Source organism: Enterobacter sp. SLBN-59 (assembly GCF_024807915.1).
In the GTDB taxonomy this organism is placed as follows: Bacteria; Pseudomonadota; Gammaproteobacteria; order Enterobacterales; family Enterobacteriaceae; genus Enterobacter; species Enterobacter asburiae_B.
In genome coordinates, this window is record NZ_JANUFI010000001.1 from 3958844 (window position 1) to 3982587 (window position 23744).

At 56.6% G+C, this 23744-nt stretch carries 23 protein-coding genes; 19 read left to right on the plus strand and 4 right to left on the minus strand.

Translation table 11 applies throughout. The features are described from left to right. The first annotated feature begins 27 nt into the window (after nt 1–27). Both pyrG and eno read left to right on the plus strand, forming a co-directional pair. Nucleotides 28–1665, plus strand: a complete 1638-nt coding sequence (gene pyrG, locus M2422_RS18890) for a glutamine hydrolyzing CTP synthase (RefSeq protein WP_023309013.1) — start codon at nt 28–30, stop codon at nt 1663–1665. A gap of 82 nt (nt 1666–1747) precedes the next feature. After that, entirely contained in the window at nt 1748–3046 is a 1299-nt protein-coding gene (eno, locus tag M2422_RS18895) for a phosphopyruvate hydratase (RefSeq protein ID WP_023309012.1), read from the plus strand. A gap of 53 nt (nt 3047–3099) precedes the next feature. Here eno and M2422_RS18900 read toward each other — a convergent pair whose 3' ends face one another. Then, nucleotides 3100–4209, minus strand: a complete 1110-nt coding sequence (locus M2422_RS18900) for an SDR family oxidoreductase (protein ID WP_033146419.1) — start codon at nt 4207–4209, stop codon at nt 3100–3102. Between the two features lie 358 nt (nt 4210–4567). Next, nucleotides 4568–5392, minus strand: coding sequence for a MurR/RpiR family transcriptional regulator (locus tag M2422_RS18905; protein ID WP_029741550.1), 825 nt, complete (start codon nt 5390–5392; stop codon nt 4568–4570). 166 nt (nt 5393–5558) lie between these two features. Here M2422_RS18905 and M2422_RS18910 point away from each other — a divergent pair, with 166 nt between their 5' ends. Genes M2422_RS18910 through queE form a run of 3 tightly spaced genes read left to right on the plus strand, consistent with a single transcriptional unit; the run spans nt 5559 to nt 8551 of the window. Further along, nucleotides 5559–7118: a PTS transporter subunit EIIC gene (locus M2422_RS18910; protein ID WP_064673567.1), complete on the plus strand. Its 1560-nt coding sequence runs from the start codon at nt 5559–5561 to the stop codon at nt 7116–7118. Then, on the plus strand, nt 7118–7825 hold the full coding sequence (locus tag M2422_RS18915; RefSeq protein WP_259141907.1) for an N-acetylmannosamine-6-phosphate 2-epimerase: 708 nt from the start codon (nt 7118–7120) through the stop codon (nt 7823–7825). Before M2422_RS18910 ends, M2422_RS18915 begins: the two co-directional genes overlap by 1 nt. A gap of 54 nt (nt 7826–7879) precedes the next feature. Then, on the plus strand, nt 7880–8551 hold the full coding sequence (gene queE, locus M2422_RS18920) for a 7-carboxy-7-deazaguanine synthase QueE (RefSeq protein WP_023333236.1): 672 nt from the start codon (nt 7880–7882) through the stop codon (nt 8549–8551). A 28-nt stretch (nt 8552–8579) separates the two neighbouring features. Here the strand turns inward: queE and queD are convergent, their stop codons facing one another. Further along, nucleotides 8580–8942, minus strand: coding sequence for a 6-carboxytetrahydropterin synthase QueD (gene queD / locus M2422_RS18925; protein WP_023309002.1), 363 nt, complete (start codon nt 8940–8942; stop codon nt 8580–8582). Between the two features lie 306 nt (nt 8943–9248). Here queD and cysJ point away from each other — a divergent pair, with 306 nt between their 5' ends. Genes cysJ through cysH form a run of 3 tightly spaced genes read left to right on the plus strand, consistent with a single transcriptional unit; the run spans nt 9249 to nt 13516 of the window. Continuing rightward, nucleotides 9249–11054, plus strand: a complete 1806-nt coding sequence (cysJ, locus tag M2422_RS18930; protein WP_064673514.1) for an NADPH-dependent assimilatory sulfite reductase flavoprotein subunit — start codon at nt 9249–9251, stop codon at nt 11052–11054. Then, complete coding sequence (cysI, locus tag M2422_RS18935) at nt 11054–12766, plus strand: assimilatory sulfite reductase (NADPH) hemoprotein subunit (RefSeq protein WP_259141913.1); 1713 nt, start codon at nt 11054–11056, stop codon at nt 12764–12766. The genes cysJ and cysI overlap by 1 nt, the downstream gene beginning before the upstream one ends. 15 nt (nt 12767–12781) lie before the next feature. Next, nucleotides 12782–13516: a phosphoadenosine phosphosulfate reductase gene (cysH, locus tag M2422_RS18940; RefSeq protein WP_259141915.1), complete on the plus strand. Its 735-nt coding sequence runs from the start codon at nt 12782–12784 to the stop codon at nt 13514–13516. 71 nt (nt 13517–13587) lie between these two features. On the opposite strand, the gene M2422_RS18945 is transcribed toward cysH, so the two are convergent. Further along, nucleotides 13588–14631 carry an aminopeptidase gene (locus tag M2422_RS18945; RefSeq protein ID WP_064673516.1) on the minus strand — a complete coding sequence of 348 codons (1044 nt, stop codon included), beginning with the start codon at nt 14629–14631 and terminating at the stop codon, nt 13588–13590. Between the two features lie 237 nt (nt 14632–14868). Here M2422_RS18945 and cysG point away from each other — a divergent pair, with 237 nt between their 5' ends. The 11 genes from cysG (at nt 14869) to M2422_RS19000 (ending at nt 23664) form a co-directional block, all read left to right on the plus strand. After that, entirely contained in the window at nt 14869–16227 is a 1359-nt protein-coding gene (gene cysG / locus M2422_RS18950; RefSeq protein ID WP_039263355.1) for a siroheme synthase CysG, read from the plus strand. Nucleotides 16228–16236: 9 nt separating this feature from the next. Further along, nucleotides 16237–17145, plus strand: coding sequence for a sulfate adenylyltransferase subunit CysD (gene cysD / locus M2422_RS18955; RefSeq protein WP_010434549.1), 909 nt, complete (start codon nt 16237–16239; stop codon nt 17143–17145). A gap of 9 nt (nt 17146–17154) precedes the next feature. Further along, nucleotides 17155–18579, plus strand: coding sequence for a sulfate adenylyltransferase subunit CysN (gene cysN / locus M2422_RS18960; protein ID WP_023308996.1), 1425 nt, complete (start codon nt 17155–17157; stop codon nt 18577–18579). Further along, a complete protein-coding gene (gene cysC / locus M2422_RS18965; protein WP_010434543.1) occupies nt 18579–19184 on the plus strand; it encodes an adenylyl-sulfate kinase in 606 nt (201 codons plus the stop codon). Before cysN ends, cysC begins: the two co-directional genes overlap by 1 nt. Before the next feature lie 58 nt (nt 19185–19242). Next, nucleotides 19243–19569 (plus strand): DUF3561 family protein, encoded by a 327-nt coding sequence (locus M2422_RS18970; RefSeq protein ID WP_008499610.1) that lies wholly within the window; start codon nt 19243–19245, stop codon nt 19567–19569. A gap of 166 nt (nt 19570–19735) precedes the next feature. Continuing rightward, entirely contained in the window at nt 19736–20047 is a 312-nt protein-coding gene (gene ftsB / locus M2422_RS18975; RefSeq protein ID WP_008499609.1) for a cell division protein FtsB, read from the plus strand. Nucleotides 20048–20066: 19 nt separating this feature from the next. Continuing rightward, entirely contained in the window at nt 20067–20777 is a 711-nt protein-coding gene (ispD, locus tag M2422_RS18980) for a 2-C-methyl-D-erythritol 4-phosphate cytidylyltransferase (protein WP_047059983.1), read from the plus strand. Then, nucleotides 20777–21256 carry a 2-C-methyl-D-erythritol 2,4-cyclodiphosphate synthase gene (ispF, locus tag M2422_RS18985; protein ID WP_029741541.1) on the plus strand — a complete coding sequence of 160 codons (480 nt, stop codon included), beginning with the start codon at nt 20777–20779 and terminating at the stop codon, nt 21254–21256. The genes ispD and ispF overlap by 1 nt, the downstream gene beginning before the upstream one ends. Continuing rightward, nucleotides 21253–22302, plus strand: coding sequence for a tRNA pseudouridine(13) synthase TruD (gene truD / locus M2422_RS18990; RefSeq protein ID WP_064673517.1), 1050 nt, complete (start codon nt 21253–21255; stop codon nt 22300–22302). The genes ispF and truD overlap by 4 nt, the downstream gene beginning before the upstream one ends. Beyond that, the gene (gene surE, locus M2422_RS18995; RefSeq protein ID WP_064673518.1) at nt 22283–23044 is read left to right on the plus strand and encodes a 5'/3'-nucleotidase SurE; all 762 of its coding nucleotides are present in this window, start codon (nt 22283–22285) and stop codon (nt 23042–23044) included. The genes truD and surE overlap by 20 nt, the downstream gene beginning before the upstream one ends. Continuing rightward, the gene (locus M2422_RS19000) at nt 23038–23664 is read left to right on the plus strand and encodes a protein-L-isoaspartate(D-aspartate) O-methyltransferase (protein WP_023333224.1); all 627 of its coding nucleotides are present in this window, start codon (nt 23038–23040) and stop codon (nt 23662–23664) included. The genes surE and M2422_RS19000 overlap by 7 nt, the downstream gene beginning before the upstream one ends. The last annotated feature ends 80 nt before the right edge of the window (nt 23665–23744 follow it).

Below are 23744 nucleotides of genomic sequence, written 5' to 3' on the forward strand. Positions count from 1 at the left end.
GTTTCACCCTAACTTCTCAGGTTCAGCATGACAACGAACTATATTTTTGTGACCGGCGGGGTCGTATCCTCTCTGGGTAAAGGCATTGCCGCAGCCTCCCTCGCAGCCATTCTTGAAGCCCGTGGCCTCAATGTGACCATGATGAAACTGGATCCGTACATCAACGTCGATCCAGGCACCATGAGCCCAATCCAACACGGGGAAGTGTTCGTTACTGAAGACGGCGCTGAAACCGATCTGGATCTTGGCCACTACGAGCGTTTCATCCGCACCAAAATGACCCGTCGTAACAACTTCACGACTGGCCGCATCTACTCCGACGTTCTGCGTAAAGAGCGCCGTGGTGACTATCTGGGTGCAACCGTTCAGGTTATCCCGCACATCACTAACGCAATCAAAGAACGCATTGTTGCGGGTGGCGAAGGCCACGACGTGGTGCTGGTTGAAATCGGCGGTACCGTGGGTGATATCGAATCCCTGCCATTCCTGGAAGCGATTCGTCAGCTGGCGGTAGATATCGGCCGTGAGCACGCGCTGTTCATGCACCTGACTCTGGTGCCGTACATGGCCGCCGCAGGTGAAGTGAAAACCAAGCCGACTCAGCACTCTGTGAAAGAGCTGCTCTCCATTGGTATTCAGCCAGATATCCTGGTTTGCCGCTCCGATCGCGCGGTTCCGGCGAACGAACGTGCGAAAATTGCATTGTTCTGTAACGTGCCTGAAAAAGCCGTTATTTCAATGAAAGATGTCGATTCCATTTATAAAATCCCGGGCCTGTTGAAATCTCAGGGCCTGGACGATTATATTTGTAAACGATTCAGCTTGAACTGTCCGGAAGCGAACCTGTCTGAATGGGAACAGGTTATTTATGAAGAAGCCAACCCGGCAGGCGAAGTGACTATCGGTATGGTCGGCAAGTACATTGAACTGCCGGATGCCTATAAGTCAGTGATCGAAGCGCTGAAACACGGTGGTCTGAAGAACCGTGTTTCCGTGAACATCAAGCTGATTGATTCGCAGGATGTTGAAACGCGTGGCGTTGAAATCCTGAAAGATCTGGATGCTATCCTCATCCCTGGCGGCTTCGGCTACCGTGGTGTAGAAGGCAAGATCGCCACCGCGCGCTATGCGCGTGAAAACAATATTCCATACCTCGGCATCTGTCTGGGTATGCAGGTTGCGCTGATCGAATTTGCGCGCAACGTAGCGGGAATGGAAAACGCGAACTCTACGGAATTTGTGCCAGACTGTAAGTACCCTGTTGTGGCGCTTATCACTGAATGGCGTGACGAAGAAGGTAACGTCGAAGTCCGTACCGAGAAGAGCGATCTGGGTGGCACCATGCGTCTTGGCGCACAGGCCTGCCAGCTGTCTGACGATAGCGTGGTTCGCAAGCTGTACGGCGAGCCGGTCATCACCGAGCGCCATCGTCACCGCTATGAAGTCAACAACATGTTGTTGAAACCTATTGAAGCCGCGGGCCTGCGTGTTGCGGGCCGCTCCGGGGATGATCAGTTAGTCGAGATCATTGAAGTGCCAAACCATCCGTGGTTTGTCGCCTGCCAGTTCCACCCGGAATTTACTTCAACGCCACGTGACGGGCATCCGCTGTTTGCAGGCTTCGTGAAGGCCGCCAGCGACTACCAGAAGCGTCAGGCGAAGTAAAAAAAGTTAGAACGGCAACGCGTACCTTTGGTACGCGTTGTTTGTCTGGAGTTTTAGTTTAACTTGTACTGAGGAAAATCTAATGTCCAAAATCGTTAAAGTCATCGGTCGTGAAATCATCGACTCCCGTGGTAACCCGACCGTTGAAGCCGAAGTTCACCTGGAAGGTGGTTTCGTTGGTATGGCTGCTGCTCCATCAGGTGCTTCTACTGGTTCTCGCGAAGCGCTGGAACTGCGCGATGGCGACAAATCCCGCTTCCTGGGCAAAGGCGTACTGAAAGCGGTTGGCGCTGTAAACGGTCCGATTGCTCAGGCAATCCTTGGCAAAGACGCCAAAGACCAGGCTGGCATCGACAAGATCATGATCGATCTGGACGGTACTGAAAACAAATCTAACTTCGGTGCGAACGCAATCCTGGCTGTTTCTCTGGCGAACGCCAAAGCGGCTGCTGCTGCGAAAGGTATGCCACTGTTCGAGCACATCGCTGAACTGAACGGCACCCCAGGCAAATACTCCATGCCTGTACCAATGATGAACATCATCAACGGTGGTGAGCACGCAGACAACAACGTTGATATTCAGGAATTCATGATTCAGCCAGTTGGCGCGAAATCCCTGAAAGAAGCGGTACGTATGGGTTCTGAAGTGTTCCACAACCTGGCTAAAGTTCTGAAAGCTAAAGGTATGAACACTGCTGTTGGTGACGAAGGTGGCTATGCGCCAAACCTGGGTTCTAACGCAGAAGCGCTGGCCGTTATCGCAGAAGCAGTTAAAGCTGCTGGCTACGAGCTGGGCAAAGACATCACCCTGGCGATGGACTGTGCAGCATCTGAATTCTACAAAGACGGTAAATACGTTCTGGCTGGCGAAGGCAACAAAGCGTTCACCTCCGAAGAGTTCACTCACTTCCTGGAAGACCTGACCAAACAGTACCCAATCGTGTCTATCGAAGACGGTCTGGACGAGTCTGACTGGGCTGGCTTCGCATACCAGACTAAAGTACTGGGCGACAAAATCCAGCTGGTTGGTGACGACCTGTTCGTAACCAACACCAAGATCCTGAAAGAAGGCATCGAAAAAGGCATCGTTAACTCCATCCTGATCAAATTCAACCAGATCGGTTCTCTGACCGAAACTCTGGCTGCGATCAAAATGGCGAAAGACGCTGGCTACACCGCTGTTATCTCTCACCGTTCTGGCGAAACTGAAGACGCTACCATTGCCGACCTGGCTGTAGGTACCGCTGCAGGCCAGATCAAAACCGGTTCTATGAGCCGTTCTGACCGTGTTGCTAAATACAACCAGCTGATTCGTATCGAAGAAGCGCTGGGCGAAAAAGCACCATACAACGGTCTGAAAGAGATCAAAGGCCAGGCATAATTGCTTAAGCCTTAAAATGAAAATGCCAGTCGAATGACTGGCATTTTTTTTGGCTATTTAAAATCGACCGCCATTTGCTCCGGAATGGTCAGCCCCTGGGTGGTTTGCACGCAGCGGGCGATGTAATCCGTAAACCGGGGCGGCTTCGGCATCCCCATGCTCAGCAGTTTATCGTTGCTGAAGCGCACGTTAAGCGTGGCAAATGCACCGTATAAACGCATGGCTTTCAGCATCAGACGCTCGTTGCATGGGCCAAAAATATGTTTCAGCTCGCGGCGCATTCTGACCAGCGTTTCGTAGCTGACCTGCGCATATTTATCCCCGACGGGGGCTTTCTCCAGCGCCTGCGCCATTGCCTGATCGATATCCGCAAAGCGAACGCTGTTCTCTTCTCCCGCAGAAATGTGTACCACTTCTCCCGGACGAGCGTTGCTGTTGAGCAGCATTAACATCGCGTCGGCGCAATAATCCACCGGAACAACGTCAATCCGGTCTTCCATTGAGCACATAAACTTCTGCAGCATCAGGCCCATGCTAAAGACCCAGAAAATGCTGCTCGACGGGGTGCAGCCGTGACGGGTATGGCCGACGACGATGGACGGACGGGCGATGAGCAGCGGCAGGTTAGGGCACTCCTGGCGCATCAGCTGTTCGATGGTTGACTTCGAAAACGTGTATTCCACCAGGTGTTCAGCATTCTCTCTGAATTCAGCGCTTTCGGCGACCAGTGAATCCTGCTCCGGCGTGCATGACATTGCGGTGCCGACGTGGAGGAAACGCTGCAGTCCTGTAACCTGCTCCATACGGCGCGCCAGCGCGAGCGTACCTTCAACGTTGACCTTCCAGATCAGCGGGTTATTACCAAATGAGGCGACGGCCGCACAGTTAACCACGTGCGTGACCCGATCCAGACGGGGATCGTTCAGGAAGGCATCCGGCTGGCTGAGGTCGCCAATCAGGATATTATCCACGCCCAGTGAGGCCAGTTTGTCCTCGGGAACGTTGAACTTGCGCATGTTCTCCAGCACGCGATCCAGCCCGCTCTGCGGATCGCTGGCGCGCGCAAGCAAAAGGAGTTTTGCGGGTTGATCGCTGGTCAGGATTTTTTCAAGAACTGCACCGCCCAGAAATCCGGTCACGCCTGTAATCAATAACATCTTCATTAATACCGTCTCATTATGATTGATGAGGCGGATTGTAGGCGTGCAAAAGTAAACGGCATTTAAATAATAAAACGCCGAAATCAATGGCGTCTTAAGCTTATTTTAAGGAAAGGAAATCAGGTGGATATATTGGACAGTATCACAAGGGTAAAAATTCACTCTATTAAGATTTAAATTTTAACTAATTGAATTTAAATGTTTTTATGAAGTCTGTGCCGAATGGTGAACGTAATTCAAAATGTAATAAATATAATAATTTGTTACACCAAACATTTATCGAATAAATGTTTTAAATACCACTTAACTCAAATCAGACAACATAAATCGCAGGCCGATTTATTTAGCCTGCGAATGATTTTCAGAGCAAAAGGGGAAGCGTGGCGCTGGCTGTTTGCTGGCTAACGTCGCCGTAATGACCATCCAGCGCAATCATGGACGTGGTCAACAGCTCGACCAGCAGCATGACTCCAACCTTCGCATTGAGCGCGCCTGCACTTAGAGGGCCTTCTGGTTTGGCGGCAACCAGCTGCATGTCGCTCAGAGACGCCAGCGGGCTGCGGGGCGTATTGCTGAGCGCCAGAACCTTAACGCCGCGCTTGCGGGCAAGCTTCACCACGTGGAGTAAATCCCGCGTTGAACCCGAGCTGGAGATGGCCACAACCAGCGTATCTTTCGAAAGCGTTGTCGCATTCATGGCCGCGCGGTGCATATCGCTAAACAGCTGCGCGGGTTTGCCCAGCCGCAACAGCTTGTAATGCAGATACTCCCCGAGGATCGCGCTGGCCGCGACGCCATAAATCTGCACGGATTGCGCCTGATGCAGCGCCAGCGCCGCTTTTTCAAGCAGCGTGCGGTCGAGGAGTCTGGCGGTATCCTGCAAAGCCTGCACCGACTCATCCACGACGTTATCAATCTCATCACCCGCCTGACGCGCGGGCTGGCCCTGCTGAATATCCAGCGCAAGCGCCATTTTAAATTCGTTATAGCCCTTGCAGCCCAGCGTCCGGCAAAGGCGCGTGACGCTGGCTTCGCTGGTGTGGCTCTCGCGCGCCAGTTCAGTGATCGTCAGGTAGAGCACCCGGGCAGGATCGCTGAGGACAAACTCACCGAGTTTTTGTTGCGTTGGGCTGTACCCGGAAGCCTCCTGGCGGAGCTTCAGCAGCAGATTTTCATGGTCCGACATGCCACGTCCTTAATGTGTTTCGCTGCGACTAGTGTGGCGGAAAGGAGGGGAAAGATGCCAGTCATTTTGAAAAAGTATGATCGGTTTCCTGGTTTTTGATGATAATTTTCACTGTGCCATATTTATATGGTAAAAATTTTCATCGTTTAATGGGGAGATGAAAAAAATGATGCAAATGTTCAGTGGCGCTTCTTCGGGGGGATGGTTTGAAAAAGCGCAGCGCTTTGGTAAATCCTTTATGTTGCCTATCGCCGTGCTGCCCGCGGCGGGCCTGCTGCTGGGGATAGGCGGCGCGTTATCGAATCCCAATACGCTGGCGGCTTATCCGTTTTTAGATGTGGGCTGGCTTCAGGCTATTTTCACCATCATGAGCAGCGCCGGTTCAATCGTGTTTGCAAACCTCTCGGTGCTGTTTGCGGTTGGGGTAGCCGTCGGGTTGGCAAAAAGCGATAAGGGCACGGCTGGGCTGGCGGCGCTACTCGCGTTTCTGGTGATGAATGCCACCATCAACGCGCTGCTGATCCTCACCGGCAAACTGACGCACGAGAACCCGGGTGCAGTTGGGCAGGGCATGACGCTGGGGATCCAGACGCTGGAAACCGGCGTGTTTGGCGGCGTGGTGATTGGTCTGGTGACCTGCACGCTCCATCACCGGTTTAATAAAATTGCGCTTCCGCAGTTCCTCGGGTTTTTTGGCGGCTCGCGCTTTGTTCCCATCATCAGCTCGCTGGCGGCGATACTCGTCGGCGCGCTCATGACGGTGGTCTGGCCGCATTTTCAGAAACTGATTTTTGGTCTCGGCGGGCTGGTGGATGCCACCGGCTATCTGGGCACCCTGCTGTACGGCTTCATTTTACGCATGCTGGGCCCGTTTGGTTTGCACCACATCTTCTATCTGCCGTTCTGGACCACCGCGCTCGGCGGCAGTGAGATTGTTAACGGTCACCTCGTCGAGGGCACACAGCGGATCTTCTTCGCCCAGCTGGCCGACCCGAACACGCAGCATTTCTATGAGGGCACGTCGCGCTTCATGTCCGGGCGCTTTATTACGATGATGTTTGGCCTGCTCGGCGCGTGTCTGGCGATGTACCACACGGCAAAACCGGAGAACAAAAAGCGCGTTGCCGGGCTGCTGCTCTCTGCGGCGCTAACCTCGTTCCTGACCGGGATTACCGAGCCTATCGAGTTTTCCTTCCTGTTTATTGCGCCTGTGCTTTACGTCATTCATGCGCTGTTTGACGGGCTGGCGTTCATGCTCGCGCACATGCTGCATATCACCATCGGGCAAACCTTCTCCGGCGGTTTTATTGACTTCGTGCTGTTCGGCATTTTGCAGGGAGAGGCCAAAACTAACTGGATGTTCGTTCCGCTGGTCGGCGTGCCGTGGTTCTTCCTTTACTACTTCACCTTCCGCTATCTGATTAACCGTTTTGATTTTGCCACGCCGGGTCGGGAAAAGGAGGCGATGGCCAGTGAAGCGACCTTCTCGCAGAGCGAGCGCGCCGTTGCGGTGATCGCGGGATTAGGCGGAAAAGAGAATCTGGAAGAGGTGGACTGCTGCGCCACGCGGCTTCGCGTCACGGTGAAGGACGGCAGCAAAGTGAATGACGCGGCGCTGAAAGCCACCGGCGCGCGCGGCGTTATCGTGCGCGGTAACGGGGTTCAGGTCATTTATGGCCCGCACGTCACGATTATCAAAAACGAAGTGGAAGAGATCTTATCGTAATGAAAACTGTACTGGATAACCTGAAGGGAAAACTGGTCGTCTCCTGTCAGGCGCTGGAAAATGAACCGCTGCATAGCCCGTTTATTATGTCGCGCATGGCGCTGGCGGCGGCACAGGGCGGAGCCGCTGCCATTCGTGCCAACAGCGTGGTGGATATCGAGGCCATTAAGCAGCAGGTCTCTTTGCCTGTTATCGGCATCATCAAACGGGATTACCCGGAAAGCGAGGTGTTTATCACCGCCACGATGAAAGAGGTGGATGAGCTCATGACCGTCTCTCCGGAAATCATTGCGCTTGATGCGACGGCGCGGGAGCGTCCCGGTGGAGAATCCCTGGAAACGCTGGTCGCGCGCATCCGCTCGCGCTATCCCGCGGTACTGCTGATGGCGGATATTTCCACCGTGGGCGAAGCCGTGACGGCACAGGCGCTTGGCTTTGACTGTGTCGGCACCACGCTTTACGGCTATACGGCGGAAACGGCGGGCCATTCGCTTCCGGAGAACGACTGCGCGTTCCTGAAGGGCGTGCTGGCTGCCGTGACGGTTCCCGTGGTTGCCGAAGGCAACGTGGATACGCCTGAACGCGCGGCCAGATGCCTGGCGCTGGGCGCGCATACGGTCGTCGTCGGCGGCGCCATCACCCGTCCACAGCAAATTACCGAGCGTTTTATGGCGGCGATTGGCGCGCAAATCACCGATGGAGCATGACCATCAGGCGGGGATCTGCGATACTTATCGTTTATCCCCTTTACTGAGATGACTATGCAGTACCCGATTAACGAGATGTTCCAGACCCTGCAAGGCGAGGGTTACTTTACCGGCGTTCCCGCTATTTTCATTCGTTTACAGGGATGCCCGGTTGGCTGTGCCTGGTGTGATACCAAACATACGTGGGATAAGCTCGCAGATCGGGAAGTGTCGCTGTTTAGCATTCTGGCGAAAACCAAAGAGAGCGATAAGTGGGGCGCGGGCAGTTCAGAAGATCTGCTGGCCATTATTGGTCGTCAGGGCTGGACGGCGCGCCACGTCGTGATCACCGGCGGTGAACCCTGCATCCACGATCTGACGCCGCTGACCGAGCTGCTCGAAAAGAACGGCTACAGCTGCCAGATTGAAACCAGCGGCACCCATGAAGTGCGCTGTTCACACACCACCTGGGTGACGGTATCGCCAAAAGTGAATATGCGCGGCGGGTATGACGTGCTGTCTCAGGCGCTGGAACGCGCGGATGAGATTAAGCACCCGGTTGGGCGCGTGCGTGATATCGAAGCGCTGGATGAACTGCTGGCCACGCTGACGGATGAAAAGCAGCGCGTCATTGCGCTACAGCCGATCAGCCAGAAAGACGACGCGACGCGCCTGTGCATTGAAACCTGTATTGCGCGCAACTGGCGCCTGTCGATGCAGACGCACAAATACCTGAATATTGCCTAAAAAAAAGCCCGGTTTAGCCGGGCTTTTTTTACTCCCCGCGATAGATACAGCCGGCGGTACAGGTCTCTTTGATCATCACCGCGCTCAGCAGCGGCACCAGCGGCTTCATCTGATCCCAAATCCATTTCGCCAGCACTTCGCTGGTCGGGTTTTCAAGGCCCGGGATATCATTCAGGTAGTAATGATCCAGACGATCGTAGGTCGGCTTAAACGCCGCCTTCAGTTCGGCAAAATCCATGATCCAACCGGTATGCGGATCAACTTCACCGGTGATCTCAAGACGCACCATGAACGAATGCCCGTGCAGACGGCCGCATTTATGCCCTTCAGGGACATGCGGAAGGTGGTGGGCGGCTTCGAAGGTGAAATCTTTAAACAGTGTGGTGGACATGATCGCTCTCAGTAATGCGGAAAAAACCGCCGCATAGTACCGGAAAGCACAATTTTTAGCATTAACTAAAACGGCTCTGAAGCCTGGCGTCTCGTTAACAGGCGTTTTTTGATGCTTTTATCGATAATTTTCAGAGGGTTAATTAATCGGTTTTATCGCTAAGTATGACAACTAAAACAGGTTAGTCCATTTGGTTATTTATTATTTCCATCCCTTCTTTAATTGTTATTATCCTCGCCGTTAACCTTATCTTCAGTTTGGATTTATTCGCTTAAAGTCCGCTTGGCTACTGGAACATAACGACGCATGACAACACAGGCCCCACCTTCAAATTTGCTTCCCCTGAACCCGGAGCAACTGGCGCGCCTTCAGGCTGCCACCTCTGATTTTTCTCCCACTCAGCTTGCCTGGGTCTCCGGTTATTTCTGGGGAATGCTCAATCAGCAGCCTGGCGCTGTGGCGGGTGCACCGGTAACGGCCGTTGAAATTCCGGCCATTACCCTGATTTCCGCCTCGCAGACGGGCAATGCGCGCCGCGTGGCCGAAGCGCTGCGTGACGACCTGCTGGCCGCCAAACTGAACGTGAACCTGGTCAACGCCGGGGATTATAAATTTAAGCAAATCGCGTCAGAAAAACTGCTGGTGGTGGTCGCCTCTACGCAGGGTGAAGGTGAACCTGCTGAAGAAGCGGTGGCGCTGCACAAGTTCCTGTTCTCGAAAAAAGCGCCGAAGCTGGATGCCACGGCGTTTGCCGTATTTGGCCTTGGCGATACCTCGTATGAATTCTTCTGCCAGTCCGGTAAAGACTTCGACAGCAGGCTGGCGGAGCTGGGCGCGGAGCGCCTGCTGGACCGCGTTGACGCGGATGTTGAATACCAGACCGCCGCCGCCGAATGGCGTGCGCGCATCGTTGAGGTGCTGAAAGCGCGCGTGCCGAAAGAGACGTCGGCGCAGGCCGCGTTCACCGCGACGGGTGCCGTCAACGACATCCACACCAGCCCGTACACCAAAGAGGCGCCGCTGACGGCGAGCCTGTCGGTGAACCAGAAAATCACCGGCCGCGATTCGGAAAAAGACGTGCGCCATATCGAGATCGATCTCGGCGACTCTGGCCTGCGCTATCAGCCGGGCGACGCGCTGGGTATCTGGTATCAGAACGATCCGGCTCTGGTGAAAGAGCTGGTTGAGCTGCTGTGGCTGAAGGGTGACGAGCCCGTCACCGTTGACGGCAAAATCCAGCCGCTTGCAGAGGCGCTGCAGTGGCATTTCGAGCTGACGGTGAACACCCCGAATATCGTCGAAAATTATGCCACCTTAACGCGCAGCGAATCCCTGCTGCCGCTGGTGGGCGACAAGGCGAAGCTGCAGCATTACGCCGCGACGACGCCAATTGTCGATATGGTGCGTTTCTCTCCGGCTCAGTTGGATGCGGATGCGCTGATCGGCCTGCTGCGACCGCTGACGCCGCGCCTGTACTCCATCGCCTCTTCGCAGGCCGAAGTGGAGAGTGAAGTGCATATTACCGTCGGCGTGGTGCGCTACGACATCGAAGGCCGCGCCCGTGCGGGTGGGGCATCAAGCTTCCTGGCGGATCGCGTGGAAGAAGAGGGCGAAGTGCGCGTCTTTATTGAGCACAACGACAACTTCCGCCTGCCGGCGAACCCGGAAACGCCGGTCATCATGATTGGCCCAGGCACCGGCATTGCGCCGTTCCGCGCCTTCATGCAGCAGCGCGCGGCAGATGAAGCGCCGGGTAAAAACTGGCTGTTCTTCGGCAACCCGCACTTTACCGAGGATTTCCTCTACCAGGTTGAGTGGCAGCGCTATGTGAAAGAAGGCGTACTGACCCGCATCGATCTGGCCTGGTCCCGCGACCAGAAAGAAAAAGTATACGTACAAGATAAACTGCGCGAACAGGGCGCAGAGCTGTGGCGCTGGATCAATGACGGTGCCCACATTTATGTCTGCGGCGACGCCAATCGCATGGCGAAAGACGTTGAGCAGGCACTGCTGGAAGTGATTGCCGAATTCGGCGGTATGGATGCCGAAACGGCGGATGAATTTTTAAGTGAGCTGCGCGTTGAGCGCCGTTATCAGCGAGATGTCTACTAATGAGCGAAAAACATCCAGGGCCACTGGTGGTCGAAGGTAAACTGACAGACGCCGAGCGCATGAAGCTGGAAAGCAACTATCTGCGCGGCACCATTGCTGAAGATCTGAATGACGGTCTCACCGGCGGCTTCAAAGGCGACAACTTCCTGCTGATCCGCTTCCACGGCATGTACCAGCAGGACGATCGCGACATCCGCGCCGAGCGTGCCGAACAGAAGCTGGAGCCGCGTCATGCGATGCTGCTGCGCTGCCGTCTGCCGGGCGGGGTGATCACCACCAAACAGTGGCAGGCCATCGACAAGTTTGCTGGTGAAAACACGATTTATGGCAGCATCCGCCTGACCAACCGTCAGACATTCCAGTTCCACGGCATTCTGAAGAAGAACGTCAAGCCGGTGCATCAGATGCTGCACTCGGTCGGGCTGGACGCGCTGGCGACCGCCAACGACATGAACCGTAACGTGCTTTGCACCTCGAACCCGTATGAGTCCGAGCTGCACGCCGAAGCCTATGAGTGGGCGAAGAAGATCTCTGAGCACCTGCTGCCGCGCACCCGCGCCTATGCGGAGATTTGGCTCGATCAGGAAAAAGTCGCGACCACGGACGAAGAACCGATCCTTGGCCAGACCTATCTGCCGCGTAAGTTTAAAACCACGGTCGTGATCCCACCGCAGAACGATATCGATCTGCACGCCAACGACATGAACTTCGTGGCGATTGCCGAAAACGGCAAGCTGATTGGCTTTAACCTGCTGGTGGGCGGCGGCCTGTCCATTGAGCACGGTAATAAGAAAACCTACGCCCGCACCGCGAGCGAGTTCGGCTTCCTGCCGCTGGAGCACACGCTGGCCGTGGCGGAAGCGGTAGTGACCACGCAGCGCGACTGGGGCAACCGTACCGACCGTAAAAACGCGAAAACCAAATACACCCTGGAGCGCGTGGGCGTGGAGACGTTCAAAGAGGAAGTGGAGCGTCGTGCGGGCATCAAATTTGAGCCGATCCGCCCTTACGAATTCACCGGTCGCGGCGATCGCATTGGCTGGGTGAAAGGTATCGATAATAAATGGCACCTGACGCTATTTATCGAAAACGGCCGTATTCTGGACTATCCGGGCCGTCCGCTGAAAACCGGTCTGCTGGAAATTGCTAAGATCCATAAAGGCGAATTCCGCATTACCGCTAACCAGAATCTCATTATTGCCGGCGTGCCGGAAAGCCAGAAGGCGAAGATCGAGAAGCTGGCGCGCGATCACGGGTTAATGGATGCGGTTAAGCCGCAGCGTGAAAACTCCATGGCCTGCGTGTCGTTCCCGACCTGTCCGCTGGCGATGGCCGAAGCGGAACGTTTCCTGCCGTCATTCACTGACAAAGTGGAGGCGATTCTGGAAAAACACGGTATTCCGGACGAGCATATTGTTATGCGCGTCACCGGCTGCCCGAACGGCTGCGGCCGCGCGATGCTGGCCGAGCTGGGTCTGGTGGGGAAAGCGCCGGGTCGTTACAACTTGCACCTGGGCGGTAACCGTATCGGCACGCGCATTCCGCGTATGTTCCGCGAGAACATTACCGAGCCGGAAATCCTTGATTCCATCGACGAGCTTGTCGGGCGCTGGGCGAAAGAGCGCGAAGCGGGTGAAGGCTTCGGCGACTTTACGGTGCGTGCGGGCATCATTCGCCCGGTGCTCGATCCCGCAAGGAATTTCTGGGAGTAACCACGAGAGGTAATTATGTCCGTACTCGATCTAAACGCCCTTAACGATCTGCCTAAAGTCGAACGCATTCTGGCGCTGGCAGAAACCAATGCCCACCTTGAAAAGCTGGACGCCGAAGGGCGTGTGGCGTGGGCGCTGGAAAACCTGCCGGGAGACTATGTGCTCTCGTCGAGCTTTGGTATTCAGGCGGCGGTCAGCCTGCATCTGGTGAATCAGATCCGTCCGGACATTCCGGTGATCCTCACCGATACCGGCTACCTGTTTCCTGAAACCTACCAGTTTATTGACGAGCTGACGGACAAGCTCAAGCTGAACCTCAAAGTGTACCGTGCGACGGAAAGCGCGGCCTGGCAGGAGGCGCGCTACGGTAAGCTCTGGGAACAGGGCGTAGAGGGCATTGAGAAATACAATGATATCAACAAAGTTGAGCCGATGAACCGGGCGCTGAAAGAGCTCAATGCGCAGACGTGGTTTGCGGGGCTACGCCGCGAGCAGTCCGGCAGCCGTGCAACCTTACCGGTGCTGGCGGTCCAGCGCGGGGTATTTAAAGTGCTGCCGATTATCGACTGGGATAACAGGACGGTGTATCAGTATCTGCAAAAACACGGGCTGAAGTACCATCCGCTGTGGGACCAGGGCTATCTGTCAGTGGGCGACATCCACACCACGCGCAAATGGGAACCGGGAATGGCGGAGGAAGAGACACGATTCTTTGGGTTGAAGCGCGAGTGCGGGCTGCACGAAGGGTAATCCTTTATCCTCCCTCTCCCTGTGGGAGAGGGTTGGGGTGAGGGCATCAGGCCGCCCTATGCTTAAAAACCTCAGGCTTTCCCCGCTTTCGCCAGCTCCTTCACCAGCGGCAGCATGACCTTCACCACATCACGACTGCGGTGCTCAATCCGCTGCGGCAGCGCGCTGTCAATGTGCTGCTGATTATCCAGCATCACGTTGTGCCAGCTTGTCCCGTCCGGGAAGGCTTTCGATTTAGCGCGTTGCTGATAGCCATCTTTCTTGCCCAATGCCCAGTTTGTCGCTTCCACGTACAGCACCGGAATGCCCGCCTTATCGAACACTTCCCCGTCGTTGCAGCAGCCTGTTCCGCGTGGGAAAGCAGGATTCCCGCCCGGATTGGTCGTGGCATAAACGCCATGGCTGCGGGCTATCGCCAGCGCCCGGTCGCGCGTCAGTTTCCGCACGGGTCCCGGCGTACTCTGCCCGCTGTTGAAATAAAGCTTATCGCCGACGATCAGGTTATCGAGGTTGATCACCAGCAGCGTATTTTTCTTCTCCTCAGCGCTCATGCGTTTAAGGAGATTCTCAGCGCCGAGTTTGCCCTCTTCTTCACCGCTGGTAGCCACGAAACGAATACCATACTGGGTTGGAATATCTTTCATCCGCTCGGCCAGTTCGAGCATCACGCCCAGGCCCGCCGCGTTGTCGTCCATGCCCTGCAGCGTCAGCCCGCCGAGGTTGTTATCCGTATCGGCATCGCTCATCGGAGCGTAGGTATCAAGGTGCGCCATGATAATAATCTGTTCAGCCGCGCGACCTTCATGCGCCGCGATAACCGTACTGCCGGTCACGTTATGCCAGTTTTTCGTTTTATTTCGTGAGGTATAGACGTAGCGGCTGTGAAACGACCGGATATCGCTCTGGTAGCCCATCCCGGCAAACTGCTGGCGAAGATAGTCCGCGGAGAGCATCTCCGCAGGCGAGCCGGTCATGCGGCCTGGAAAGACGGTGGCAATATGCCGCGCCTGCATAGTGGCGATTTCACCATAAGGTTGGTTTTTTGCCTGGGCAGGAAGAATAAAGCAAACGCCGAGCGCCAGGGCAGCAATACGGTGGCGCGTTGCGGAAAACATAGTGAGTCCTTAAAAACTGAGCAAAATAATAACCCGCCTAGTATGAAACTGTGATCGTCCATACACAATTTGAATTGGTCTTAAATGCCCGAAATTTCGCGTGTTAAGCACTTTTTGGTATTAGCTTTTTCACAGCGTTATTCCATTGAGTAACTACTCATTCCAATTCGTAATTTCATTCGGTCTAAGCCGCCCCCTATAGTCCCTTTATTCCTCGTTGTTAGTGAGTTGTTGCTTGTGGACTATCTGCCCTTATTTGCCGCGATAAAAGAGAAGCCGGTGCTGGTTGTTGGCACGGGTGAAATTGCCGATCGCAAAATCGCGTTTTTGCAGCGCGCAGGGGCGCAGGTGCGGGTAGTGGCAGAAGCGGATTTTGACGAATCACAAATCGACAGCGTCGTGCTGGTGATTGCGGCGACCGAAGATCGCGACCTGAACCGGCGGATTTCCGACGCCGCTCAGGCCCGCTACCGCCTGGTGAACGTGGTGGACGACCAGCCGTTATGTTCGTTCATCTTCCCGTCGATCGTTGACCGTTCTCCGCTGCTGGTGGCGATCTCCTCCGGCGGTACCGCACCGGTGCTGGCGCGCGTGCTGCGTGAAAAAATCGAAGCGCTGCTGCCGACCAGCCTCGGGCGCATGGCGGAAAAAGCCAGCTACTGGCGCAACCACCTGAAAACGCGCCTGACCAGCGTAACGGAACGCCGTCGCTTCTGGGAACGCGTGTTTCGCGGCCGCTTTGCCAGCCTGATGCATGCCGGTAATGAGACGGCAGCGCAGAAAATTCTCGAGGACGAACTGGATAACCCCGGCAGTACGGGCGGGGAGATCATTCTGGTGGGCGCAGGGCCGGGCGATGCCGGGCTTCTGACGCTGCGCGGTCTGCAGGTGCTGCAGGACGCGGACGTGGTGTTCTACGACCATCTGGTCACCGACGGCGTGCGCGAGCTGATCCGTCGCGACGCGGAGCAAATCTGCGTCGGCAAACGGGCTGGCGAGCACTCTGTGCCGCAGCACGACACTAACCAGATGCTGGTTGACGCCGCCAAAGCGGGTAAAACCGTGGTGCGCCTGAAAGGAGGCGATCCGTTTATTTTCGGTCGCGGCGGCGAAGAGCTGCAGGCGGCAGCCGAAGCGGGCATACCGTTCCAGGTGGTGCCGGGCATCACGGCGGCCTCAGCGGTAACGGCCTACGCCGGTATCCCGTTGACCCACCGCGATTACGCCCAGAGCGTGACCTTTGTGACCGGCCACTACAAGGCCGACAGCACGCCGTTCGACTGGTCGCATCTCGCCCAGAGCCGCCAGACGCTGGCGATATACATGGGCACGATGAAGGCGGCGGACATCAGCGAACAGCTTATTCAGCACGGTCGCGAGGCGACGACGCCCGTTGCCGTCATTTCTCGCGGCACGCGCGTCGATCAGCACGTTGCGACGGGCACGCTGGAACATCTTGCAACCCTGGCGAAAGACGCCCCGATGCCCGCCCTGATCGTGGTGGGTGAAGTGGTGCAGCTGCACAGCACGCTCGCCTGGTTCCAACACACAACCGATACAGAAGGCTTTGGTTCTTCTGTCGTAAATTTGGCTTAAGGAACGGTTATGGACCAAAAACGTCTTACACACCTGCGGCAGCTCGAAGCGGAGAGTATCCATATTATCCGCGAAGTGGCCGCCGAGTTTTCTAACCCGGTGATGATGTACTCCATCGGTAAAGATTCCAGCGTCATGCTGCATCTGGCGCGTAAAGCGTTTTATCCGGGCACGCTGCCGTTCCCGCTGCTGCACGTGGATACCGGCTGGAAATTCCGCGAAATGTACGAGTTCCGCGACCGTACCGCGAAAGCCTACGGCTGCGAGCTGCTGGTGCATAAAAACCCGGAAGGGGTGGCGATGGGCATTAACCCGTTCGTGCACGGCAGCGCCAAGCACACCGATATCATGAAAACCGAAGGGCTGAAGCAGGCGCTGAACAAATACGGTTTTGACGCGGCCTTCGGCGGCGCGCGCCGTGACGAGGAGAAATCCCGCGCCAAAGAACGTATCTACTCCTTCCGCGACCGCTTCCACCGCTGGGATCCGAAAAACCAGCGTCCGGAGCTGTGGCACAACTACAACGGCCAGATCAACAAAGGCGAAAGCATTCGCGTCTTCCCGCTCTCCAACTGGACCGAGCTGGATATCTGGCAGTACATCTATCTGGAAAACATTGAAATCGTTCCGCTGTATCTGGCCGCCGAGCGCCCGGTGCTGGAGCGCGACGGCATGCTGATGATGATCGACGACGATCGCATCGACCTGCAGCCGGGCGAAGTGATCAAACAACAGATGGTGCGCTTCCGTACTCTCGGCTGCTGGCCGCTGACCGGGGCGGTGGAATCCAGCGCGCAGACGCTGCCGGAGATCATCGAAGAGATGCTGGTGTCCACCACCAGCGAGCGACAGGGGCGCGTGATTGACCGCGACCAGGCAGGCTCCATGGAGCTGAAGAAACGTCAGGGTTATTTCTAAGGAGCCGCCATGAACACCACTATTGCTCAACAAATTGCCAACGAAGGCGGCGTGGAAGCGTATCTGCACGCGCAACAACACAAAAGCCTGCTGCGTTTTCTGACCTGCGGCAGCGTGGATGACGGGAAAAGTACCCTGATTGGCCGCCTGCTGCACGATACGCGCCAGATTTACGAAGATCAGCTCTCTTCCCTGCATAACGACAGTAAACGTCACGGCACCCAGGGTGAAAAACTCGACCTGGCGCTGCTGGTGGACGGCCTGCAGGCGGAGCGCGAGCAGGGCATCACCATCGACGTGGCCTACCGCTACTTCTCTACCGAGAAGCGCAAATTTATTATCGCCGACACCCCGGGGCACGAGCAGTACACCCGCAACATGGCGACCGGCGCGTCTACCTGCGACCTGGCGATCCTGCTGATGGACGCGCGTAAAGGCGTGCTGGATCAGACCCGTCGTCACAGCTTTATCTCGACGCTGCTGGGGATCAAACACCTGGTGGTGGCGGTCAACAAGATGGATCTGGTCAACTTCAGCGAAGAGAAGTTCGAGGAGATCCGCCAGAGCTATCTGACCTTTGCCGAACAGCTGCCGGGCAACCTGGATATTCGCTTTGTACCGCTCTCGGCGCTGGAAGGGGATAACGTCGCTTCCCAGAGCGCGAACATGCCGTGGTACAGCGGTCCGACGCTGCTGGAAGTGCTGGAAACCGTTGAAATTCAGCGCGTGGTCGATACCCAGCCGATGCGCTTCCCGGTGCAGTACGTGAACCGTCCGAACCTCGATTTCCGCGGTTTCTCAGGCACCCTCGCGTCAGGCTCCGTAAAGGTAGGTCAGCGCGTCAAGGTACTGCCATCCGGCGTGGAATCGACTATCGCCCGCATCGTCACCTTCGACGGTGACCTGCAGGAAGCGGGCGCCGGTGAAGCCGTAACGCTGGTGCTGAAAGACGAAATTGATATCAGCCGGGGCGACCTGCTGGTTGACGCGCAGGAAACGCTGGCGGCAGTGCAGGGGGCTTCCGTGGACGTGGTGTGGATGGCCGAACAGCCGCTGACCGCTGGCCAGAGCTATGACATCAAAATTGCCGGCAAGAAAACCCGCGCCCGCGTGGACGGTATTCAGTTCCAGGTGGATATCAACAACCTGACCCAGCGTGACGTCACCGAGCTGCCGCTGAACGGCATTGGTCTGGTCGATCTGACTTTCGACGAACCGCTGGTGCTGGATCCGTATCAGCAGAACCCGGTCACGGGAGGTCTTATCTTTATCGACAGGCTGACCAACGTTACCGTCGGAGCCGGTATGGTGCGCGAACCGATTAAACAGGCTGCCGCGACGTCTGAATTCAGCGCCTTCGAGCTGGAACTGAACGCGCTGGTGCGTAAACACTTCCCGCACTGGGGTGCACGCGATCTGCTGGGAGGCAAGTAATGGCCGCCCATGATGAGAACGTCGTCTGGCATCCTCATCCGGTCACCGTCGCCCAGCGCGAACAGCTCCACGGTCACCGTGGGGTTGTGCTGTGGTTTACCGGGCTGTCCGGCTCGGGTAAATCGACAGTGGCCGGCGCGCTGGAAGAGGCGTTGCATCAGCAGGGCGTAAGCACGTACCTGCTGGATGGCGACAACGTGCGTCACGGCCTGTGCAGCGATTTAGGGTTTAGCGACGATGACCGCAAAGAGAACATCCGCCGGGTGGGCGAAGTCGCCAGCCTGATGGCTGACGCCGGGCTGGTGGTGCTGACCGCGTTTATCTCTCCGCACCGCGCCGAGCGCCAGATGGTGCGCGAACGCGTGGGCCAGGATCGCTTTATCGAGGTGTTTGTCGATACGCCGCTGGAGATTTGCGAAGCGCGCGACCCGAAAGGGCTGTACAAGAAAGCGCGTGCCGGAGAACTGCGCAACTTCACCGGAATTGACGCGGTATACGAAGCGCCTGAATCGCCTGAAATTCACCTGGAAGGTCAACAATTGGTAACAAATTTAGTAAGCCAATTATTAGACCTGCTCAGACGGGACGATATTATCAGATCCTGAGGCGGTATCGTTCGGGAGCTGTCTTCCCGAACGATCAGTCACGGTCACAGGATTAGCTATGCGCAACAGTGAACATTACATCACCACCACCGGGTCGGAGCCGCTAGCGACCGACGACGAAACGACCTGGTCATTTCCTGGGGCCATCATTGGCTTCGTCTCATGGCTGCTGGCGCTTGGCATTCCATTTCTCATCTACGGCGGCAACACGCTGTTCTTCTTTCTCTACACCTGGCCTTTCTTTCTGGCGTTGATGCCCGTGGCGGTTGTCGTCGGCATTGCGCTGCACTCGCTGCTCAACGGTAAGCTCCTCTACAGCACCGTGGTCACGATTGTGACGGTGGTTCTCATGTTTGGTCTGTTATTTTTGTGGCTCATGGGCTAACTTCAGCCATAATTCAAACCGTAACCAACTGTGTAACGATATTGAGCAGGACGATTCTGCGGAAAAAATGTGGTACATTTGCCCGCGATGTTGCGGCATCTCTGTTACCCCGGCGTAGTGCTCTGGGGAAGTCTTGGGATGATGATGCCGTTTTTCAGGGGGCAGGATGGGTAAACTAACGCTGCTGTTGCTGGCTTTGCTAATCTGGCTGCAATATTCGCTGTGGTTCGGTAAGAACGGACTGCACGACTATAGCCGGGTGAGCGATGACGTCGCGGCTCAGCAGGCAACAAACGCCAAACTTAAGGCGCGAAACGATCAACTCTTTGCTGAAATTGATGACCTCAATGGCGGGCAAGAGGCGATTGAGGAACGCGCACGCAATGAACTCAGTATGACTAAGCCGGGCGAAACCTTTTATCGTCTGGTTCCGGATGCGTCTAAACGCAATCAGGGCTCAGCACAAAACAATCGATAATCAGGCCCAGGATTACGACATGGCAGTAACTTTTTCGGACGTATGCGCCGTGGTGCCGGCCGCAGGTTTTGGCCGGCGCATGCAGACAGAATGTCCCAAGCAGTACCTCTCTATTGGCGATAAAACGATCCTCGAGCACGCCGTGGCGGCGCTGCTGGCGCACCCGCGGGTGACGCGTGTGATCATCGCTATCAGCCCTGGCGATGCGCGCTTCGCGCAGCTGCCGCTGGCAAATCATCCACATATTACCGTCGTTGACGGTGGCGCCGAACGCGCCGATTCCGTGCTGGCGGGCATTCAGGCCGCCGGAAACGCGTCGTGGGTGCTGGTGCATGACGCGGCGCGTCCTTGCCTGCATCAGGACGATCTTGCGCGCCTGCTGGCGCTGAGCGAAACAAGCAAGGTTGGCGGGATTCTGGCCGCACCGGTGCGCGACACCATGAAGCGCGCCGAGCCGGGCAAACAGGCTATCGCCCACACCGTCGACCGCGTCGATTTATGGCACGCGCTGACGCCACAATTTTTCCCCCGCGAATTACTCCACGACTGCCTAACGCGTGCGCTTAAAGAAGGCGCGACCATCACGGACGAAGCCTCCGCGCTGGAGTATTGCGGTTTCCACCCTGAGCTTGTTGAAGGACGCGCTGATAATATAAAAGTGACGCGTCCGGAAGATTTACAGCTCGCGGAATTTTATCTTACCCGTTCGACCCATCAGGAGAAGGCATAATGCGAATTGGACACGGTTTTGATGTACACGCCTTTGGCGGAGAAGGCCCAATTATCATTGGCGGCGTGCGCATTCCCTATGAAAAAGGGCTGCTGGCGCATTCTGATGGCGACGTTGCACTGCATGCGCTGACCGACGCGCTGTTGGGCGCTGCCGCGCTGGGCGATATCGGCAAGCTGTTCCCGGACACCGACCCGGCATTTAAAGGCGCGGACAGCCGCGAACTGCTGCGCGAAGCATGGCGCCGCATCCAGGCGAAAGGCTACACCCTCGGCAACGTCGACGTGACGATTATTGCTCAGGCCCCGAAAATGCTGCCGCATATTCCGCAGATGCGCGTGTTTATTGCAGAAGATCTGGGCTGCCATATGGACGACGTGAACGTCAAAGCGACGACGACCGAGAAGCTGGGCTTTACCGGGCGTGGCGAAGGAATTGCCTGTGAAGCCGTGGCGCTGCTGCTGAAGGCGAGCAAATGACAGACTTCGACAACCTGACATACCTGCACGGTAAACCGCAGGGGAACGGGGTGCTGAAAGCCAGCCCGGAAGATTTCCTCGTGGTGGAGGATCTGGGCTTTGAGCCGGATGGCGAAGGCGAACATATCCTGGTGCGTATTCTGAAAAATGGCTGCAATACCCGCTTTGTGGCCGACGCGCTGGCAAAATTCCTCAAAATTCATGCCCGCGAAGTGAGCTTTGCCGGACAGAAAGATAAACACGCCGTCACGGAACAGTGGCTCTGCGCGCGCGTTCCCGGCAATACGATGCCTGATTTAAGCAAATTTGAGCTTGAAGGCTGTAAGGTACTGGAATTCGCCCGCCACAAGCGCAAACTGCGTCTGGGGGCGTTGAAGGGGAACGACTTTACGCTGGTGCTGCGTGAAGTGTCCCACCGCGAAGATGTTGAAAAACGTCTGAACGCTATCAGTGAACGCGGTGTACCGAACTACTTTGGCGCGCAGCGCTTTGGCATTGGCGGCAGCAACCTGCAGGGTGCGCTGCGCTGGGCGCAAAGCGATGCCCCGGTGCGCGACAGGAATAAACGCAGTTTTTGGTTGTCGGCGGCCCGCAGCGCGTTGTTTAATCAGATTGTGAGCGAAAGGCTGAAAAAACCGGACGCGAATCAAGTTGTTGTTGGCGATGCGCTACAATTAGCGGGACGCGGAAGCTGGTTTGTGGCAAAGGCCGAAGAAATGGCCGATGTGCAGTCGCGCGTGGACGCAAAAGCGCTGATGATTACCGCCGCGCTGCCCGGCACGGGCGACTGGGGAACGCAGGGCGACGCGCTGGCTGCCGAGCAGTTAGCCGTAGCGGATGCGCCAGAATTGCAATCCTTGCTGGTGCGGGAAAAAGTCGAGGCGGCGCGCCGCGCGATGCTGCTCTATCCGCAGCAGTTAAGCTGGAACTGGTGGGATGACGTGACCGTCGAGTTACGCTTCTGGCTACCGGCAGGTAGCTTTGCCACCAGTGTTGTCAGGGAACTTATCAACACCTCGGGTGATTATGCGAATATTGCTGAGTAACGATGACGGTATCCACGCGCCAGGCATTCAGACCCTGGCGAAACACCTCCGCGAATTCGCGGACGTGCAGGTCGTGGCGCCCGATCGTAACCGCAGTGGAGCGTCTAACTCACTGACGCTGGAGTCGTCGCTTCGCACCTTTACCTTTGAAAATGGCGATATTGCCGTGCAGATGGGCACGCCAACCGACTGCGTTTTTCTGGGCGTGAACGCGCTGATGCGGCCGCGTCCGGATATCGTTGTTTCCGGCATTAACGCCGGTCCTAACCTCGGCGATGACGTGATTTACTCCGGCACCGTGGCGGCCGCAATGGAAGGGCGCCATCTGGGGTTCCCGGCGCTGGCGGTCTCGTTAAACGGCCACACGCACTACGACACCGCCGCCGCGGTGACCTGTTCGATCCTGCGGGCGCTCGGCCGCGAGCCGTTGCGTACCGGGCGCATCCTCAACATCAACGTGCCGGATCTTCCTCTCGATGAAATTCAAGGCATTCGCGTCACCCGTTGCGGTAGCCGACATCCAGCCGATCAGGTGATCCCGCAGCAGGATCCTCGCGGCAACACGCTTTACTGGATTGGCCCTCCCGGCGATAAGTGCGATGCGGGTCCGGATACCGACTTTGCCGCCGTGGAGGAAGGCTATGTTTCGGTTACCCCGCTGCACGTAGATTTAACCGCGTATAGCGCGCATGATGTGGTGTCGGGCTGGCTGGATCGCGCAGGAGTGAACGCGCAATGGTAAACAAACGTGTACAAACTCTTCTGGAACAACTCCGCGCGCAGGGGATCCGCGACGAGCACGTGCTTGAAGCGCTTGCTCAGGTTCCGCGTGAGAAATTTGTAGACGAGGCGTTTGAACACAAAGCGTGGGAAAACGTGGCGCTGCCCATCGGACAGGGCCAGACGATTTCGCAGCCTTACATGGTGGCGCGCATGACGGAGCTGCTGGAGCTGACGCCTGACTCCCGCGTGCTGGAGATTGGCACCGGGTCGGGGTATCAGACCGCGATCCTGGCGCATCTGGTTCATCATGTATGCTCCGTTGAACGGATTAAAGGTTTACAGTGGCAGGCGCGTCGTCGCCTGAAACAACTTGATTTACATAATGTTTCGACACGACACGGTGATGGATGGCAGGGTTGGAAGGCGCGCGCGCCGTTTGACGCGATCATCGTGACGGCGGCCCCGCCTGAAATTCCTGCGGCCCTGTTGTCGCAGCTGGATGAGGGGGGCATTCTTGTTCTGCCCGTCGGGGACGAGCAGCAGCTTTTGAAGCGCGTTCGTCGGCGCGGCGGCGAGTTTATTATCGACACCGTGGAAGCCGTGCGCTTTGTGCCTCTGGTAAAGGGGGAGTTGGCCTGAGACTCGGAATTATCCAGGGTTATTAAGGCAAATTCAGCGTATGGTGTGGCGCGAAAGAATCGTGCCATCACGGTAAATTT

Coding starts and splice junctions, on each gene's coding strand:
- pyrG (WP_023309013.1), top strand. CDS start 28: ATGACAACGAACTATATTTTTGTGACCGGCGGGGTCGTATCCTCTCTG.
- eno (WP_023309012.1), top strand. CDS start 1,748: ATGTCCAAAATCGTTAAAGTCATCGGTCGTGAAATCATCGACTCCCGT.
- M2422_RS18900 (WP_033146419.1), bottom strand. CDS start 4,209: ATGAAGATGTTATTGATTACAGGCGTGACCGGATTTCTGGGCGGTGCA.
- M2422_RS18905 (WP_029741550.1), bottom strand. CDS start 5,392: ATGTCGGACCATGAAAATCTGCTGCTGAAGCTCCGCCAGGAGGCTTCC.
- M2422_RS18910 (WP_064673567.1), top strand. CDS start 5,559: ATGATGCAAATGTTCAGTGGCGCTTCTTCGGGGGGATGGTTTGAAAAA.
- M2422_RS18915 (WP_259141907.1), top strand. CDS start 7,118: ATGAAAACTGTACTGGATAACCTGAAGGGAAAACTGGTCGTCTCCTGT.
- queE (WP_023333236.1), top strand. CDS start 7,880: ATGCAGTACCCGATTAACGAGATGTTCCAGACCCTGCAAGGCGAGGGT.
- queD (WP_023309002.1), bottom strand. CDS start 8,942: ATGTCCACCACACTGTTTAAAGATTTCACCTTCGAAGCCGCCCACCAC.
- cysJ (WP_064673514.1), top strand. CDS start 9,249: ATGACAACACAGGCCCCACCTTCAAATTTGCTTCCCCTGAACCCGGAG.
- cysI (WP_259141913.1), top strand. CDS start 11,054: ATGAGCGAAAAACATCCAGGGCCACTGGTGGTCGAAGGTAAACTGACA.
- cysH (WP_259141915.1), top strand. CDS start 12,782: ATGTCCGTACTCGATCTAAACGCCCTTAACGATCTGCCTAAAGTCGAA.
- M2422_RS18945 (WP_064673516.1), bottom strand. CDS start 14,631: ATGTTTTCCGCAACGCGCCACCGTATTGCTGCCCTGGCGCTCGGCGTT.
- cysD (WP_010434549.1), top strand. CDS start 16,237: ATGGACCAAAAACGTCTTACACACCTGCGGCAGCTCGAAGCGGAGAGT.
- cysN (WP_023308996.1), top strand. CDS start 17,155: ATGAACACCACTATTGCTCAACAAATTGCCAACGAAGGCGGCGTGGAA.
- cysC (WP_010434543.1), top strand. CDS start 18,579: ATGGCCGCCCATGATGAGAACGTCGTCTGGCATCCTCATCCGGTCACC.
- M2422_RS18970 (WP_008499610.1), top strand. CDS start 19,243: ATGCGCAACAGTGAACATTACATCACCACCACCGGGTCGGAGCCGCTA.
- ftsB (WP_008499609.1), top strand. CDS start 19,736: ATGGGTAAACTAACGCTGCTGTTGCTGGCTTTGCTAATCTGGCTGCAA.
- ispD (WP_047059983.1), top strand. CDS start 20,067: ATGGCAGTAACTTTTTCGGACGTATGCGCCGTGGTGCCGGCCGCAGGT.
- ispF (WP_029741541.1), top strand. CDS start 20,777: ATGCGAATTGGACACGGTTTTGATGTACACGCCTTTGGCGGAGAAGGC.
- truD (WP_064673517.1), top strand. CDS start 21,253: ATGACAGACTTCGACAACCTGACATACCTGCACGGTAAACCGCAGGGG.
- surE (WP_064673518.1), top strand. CDS start 22,283: ATGCGAATATTGCTGAGTAACGATGACGGTATCCACGCGCCAGGCATT.
- M2422_RS19000 (WP_023333224.1), top strand. CDS start 23,038: ATGGTAAACAAACGTGTACAAACTCTTCTGGAACAACTCCGCGCGCAG.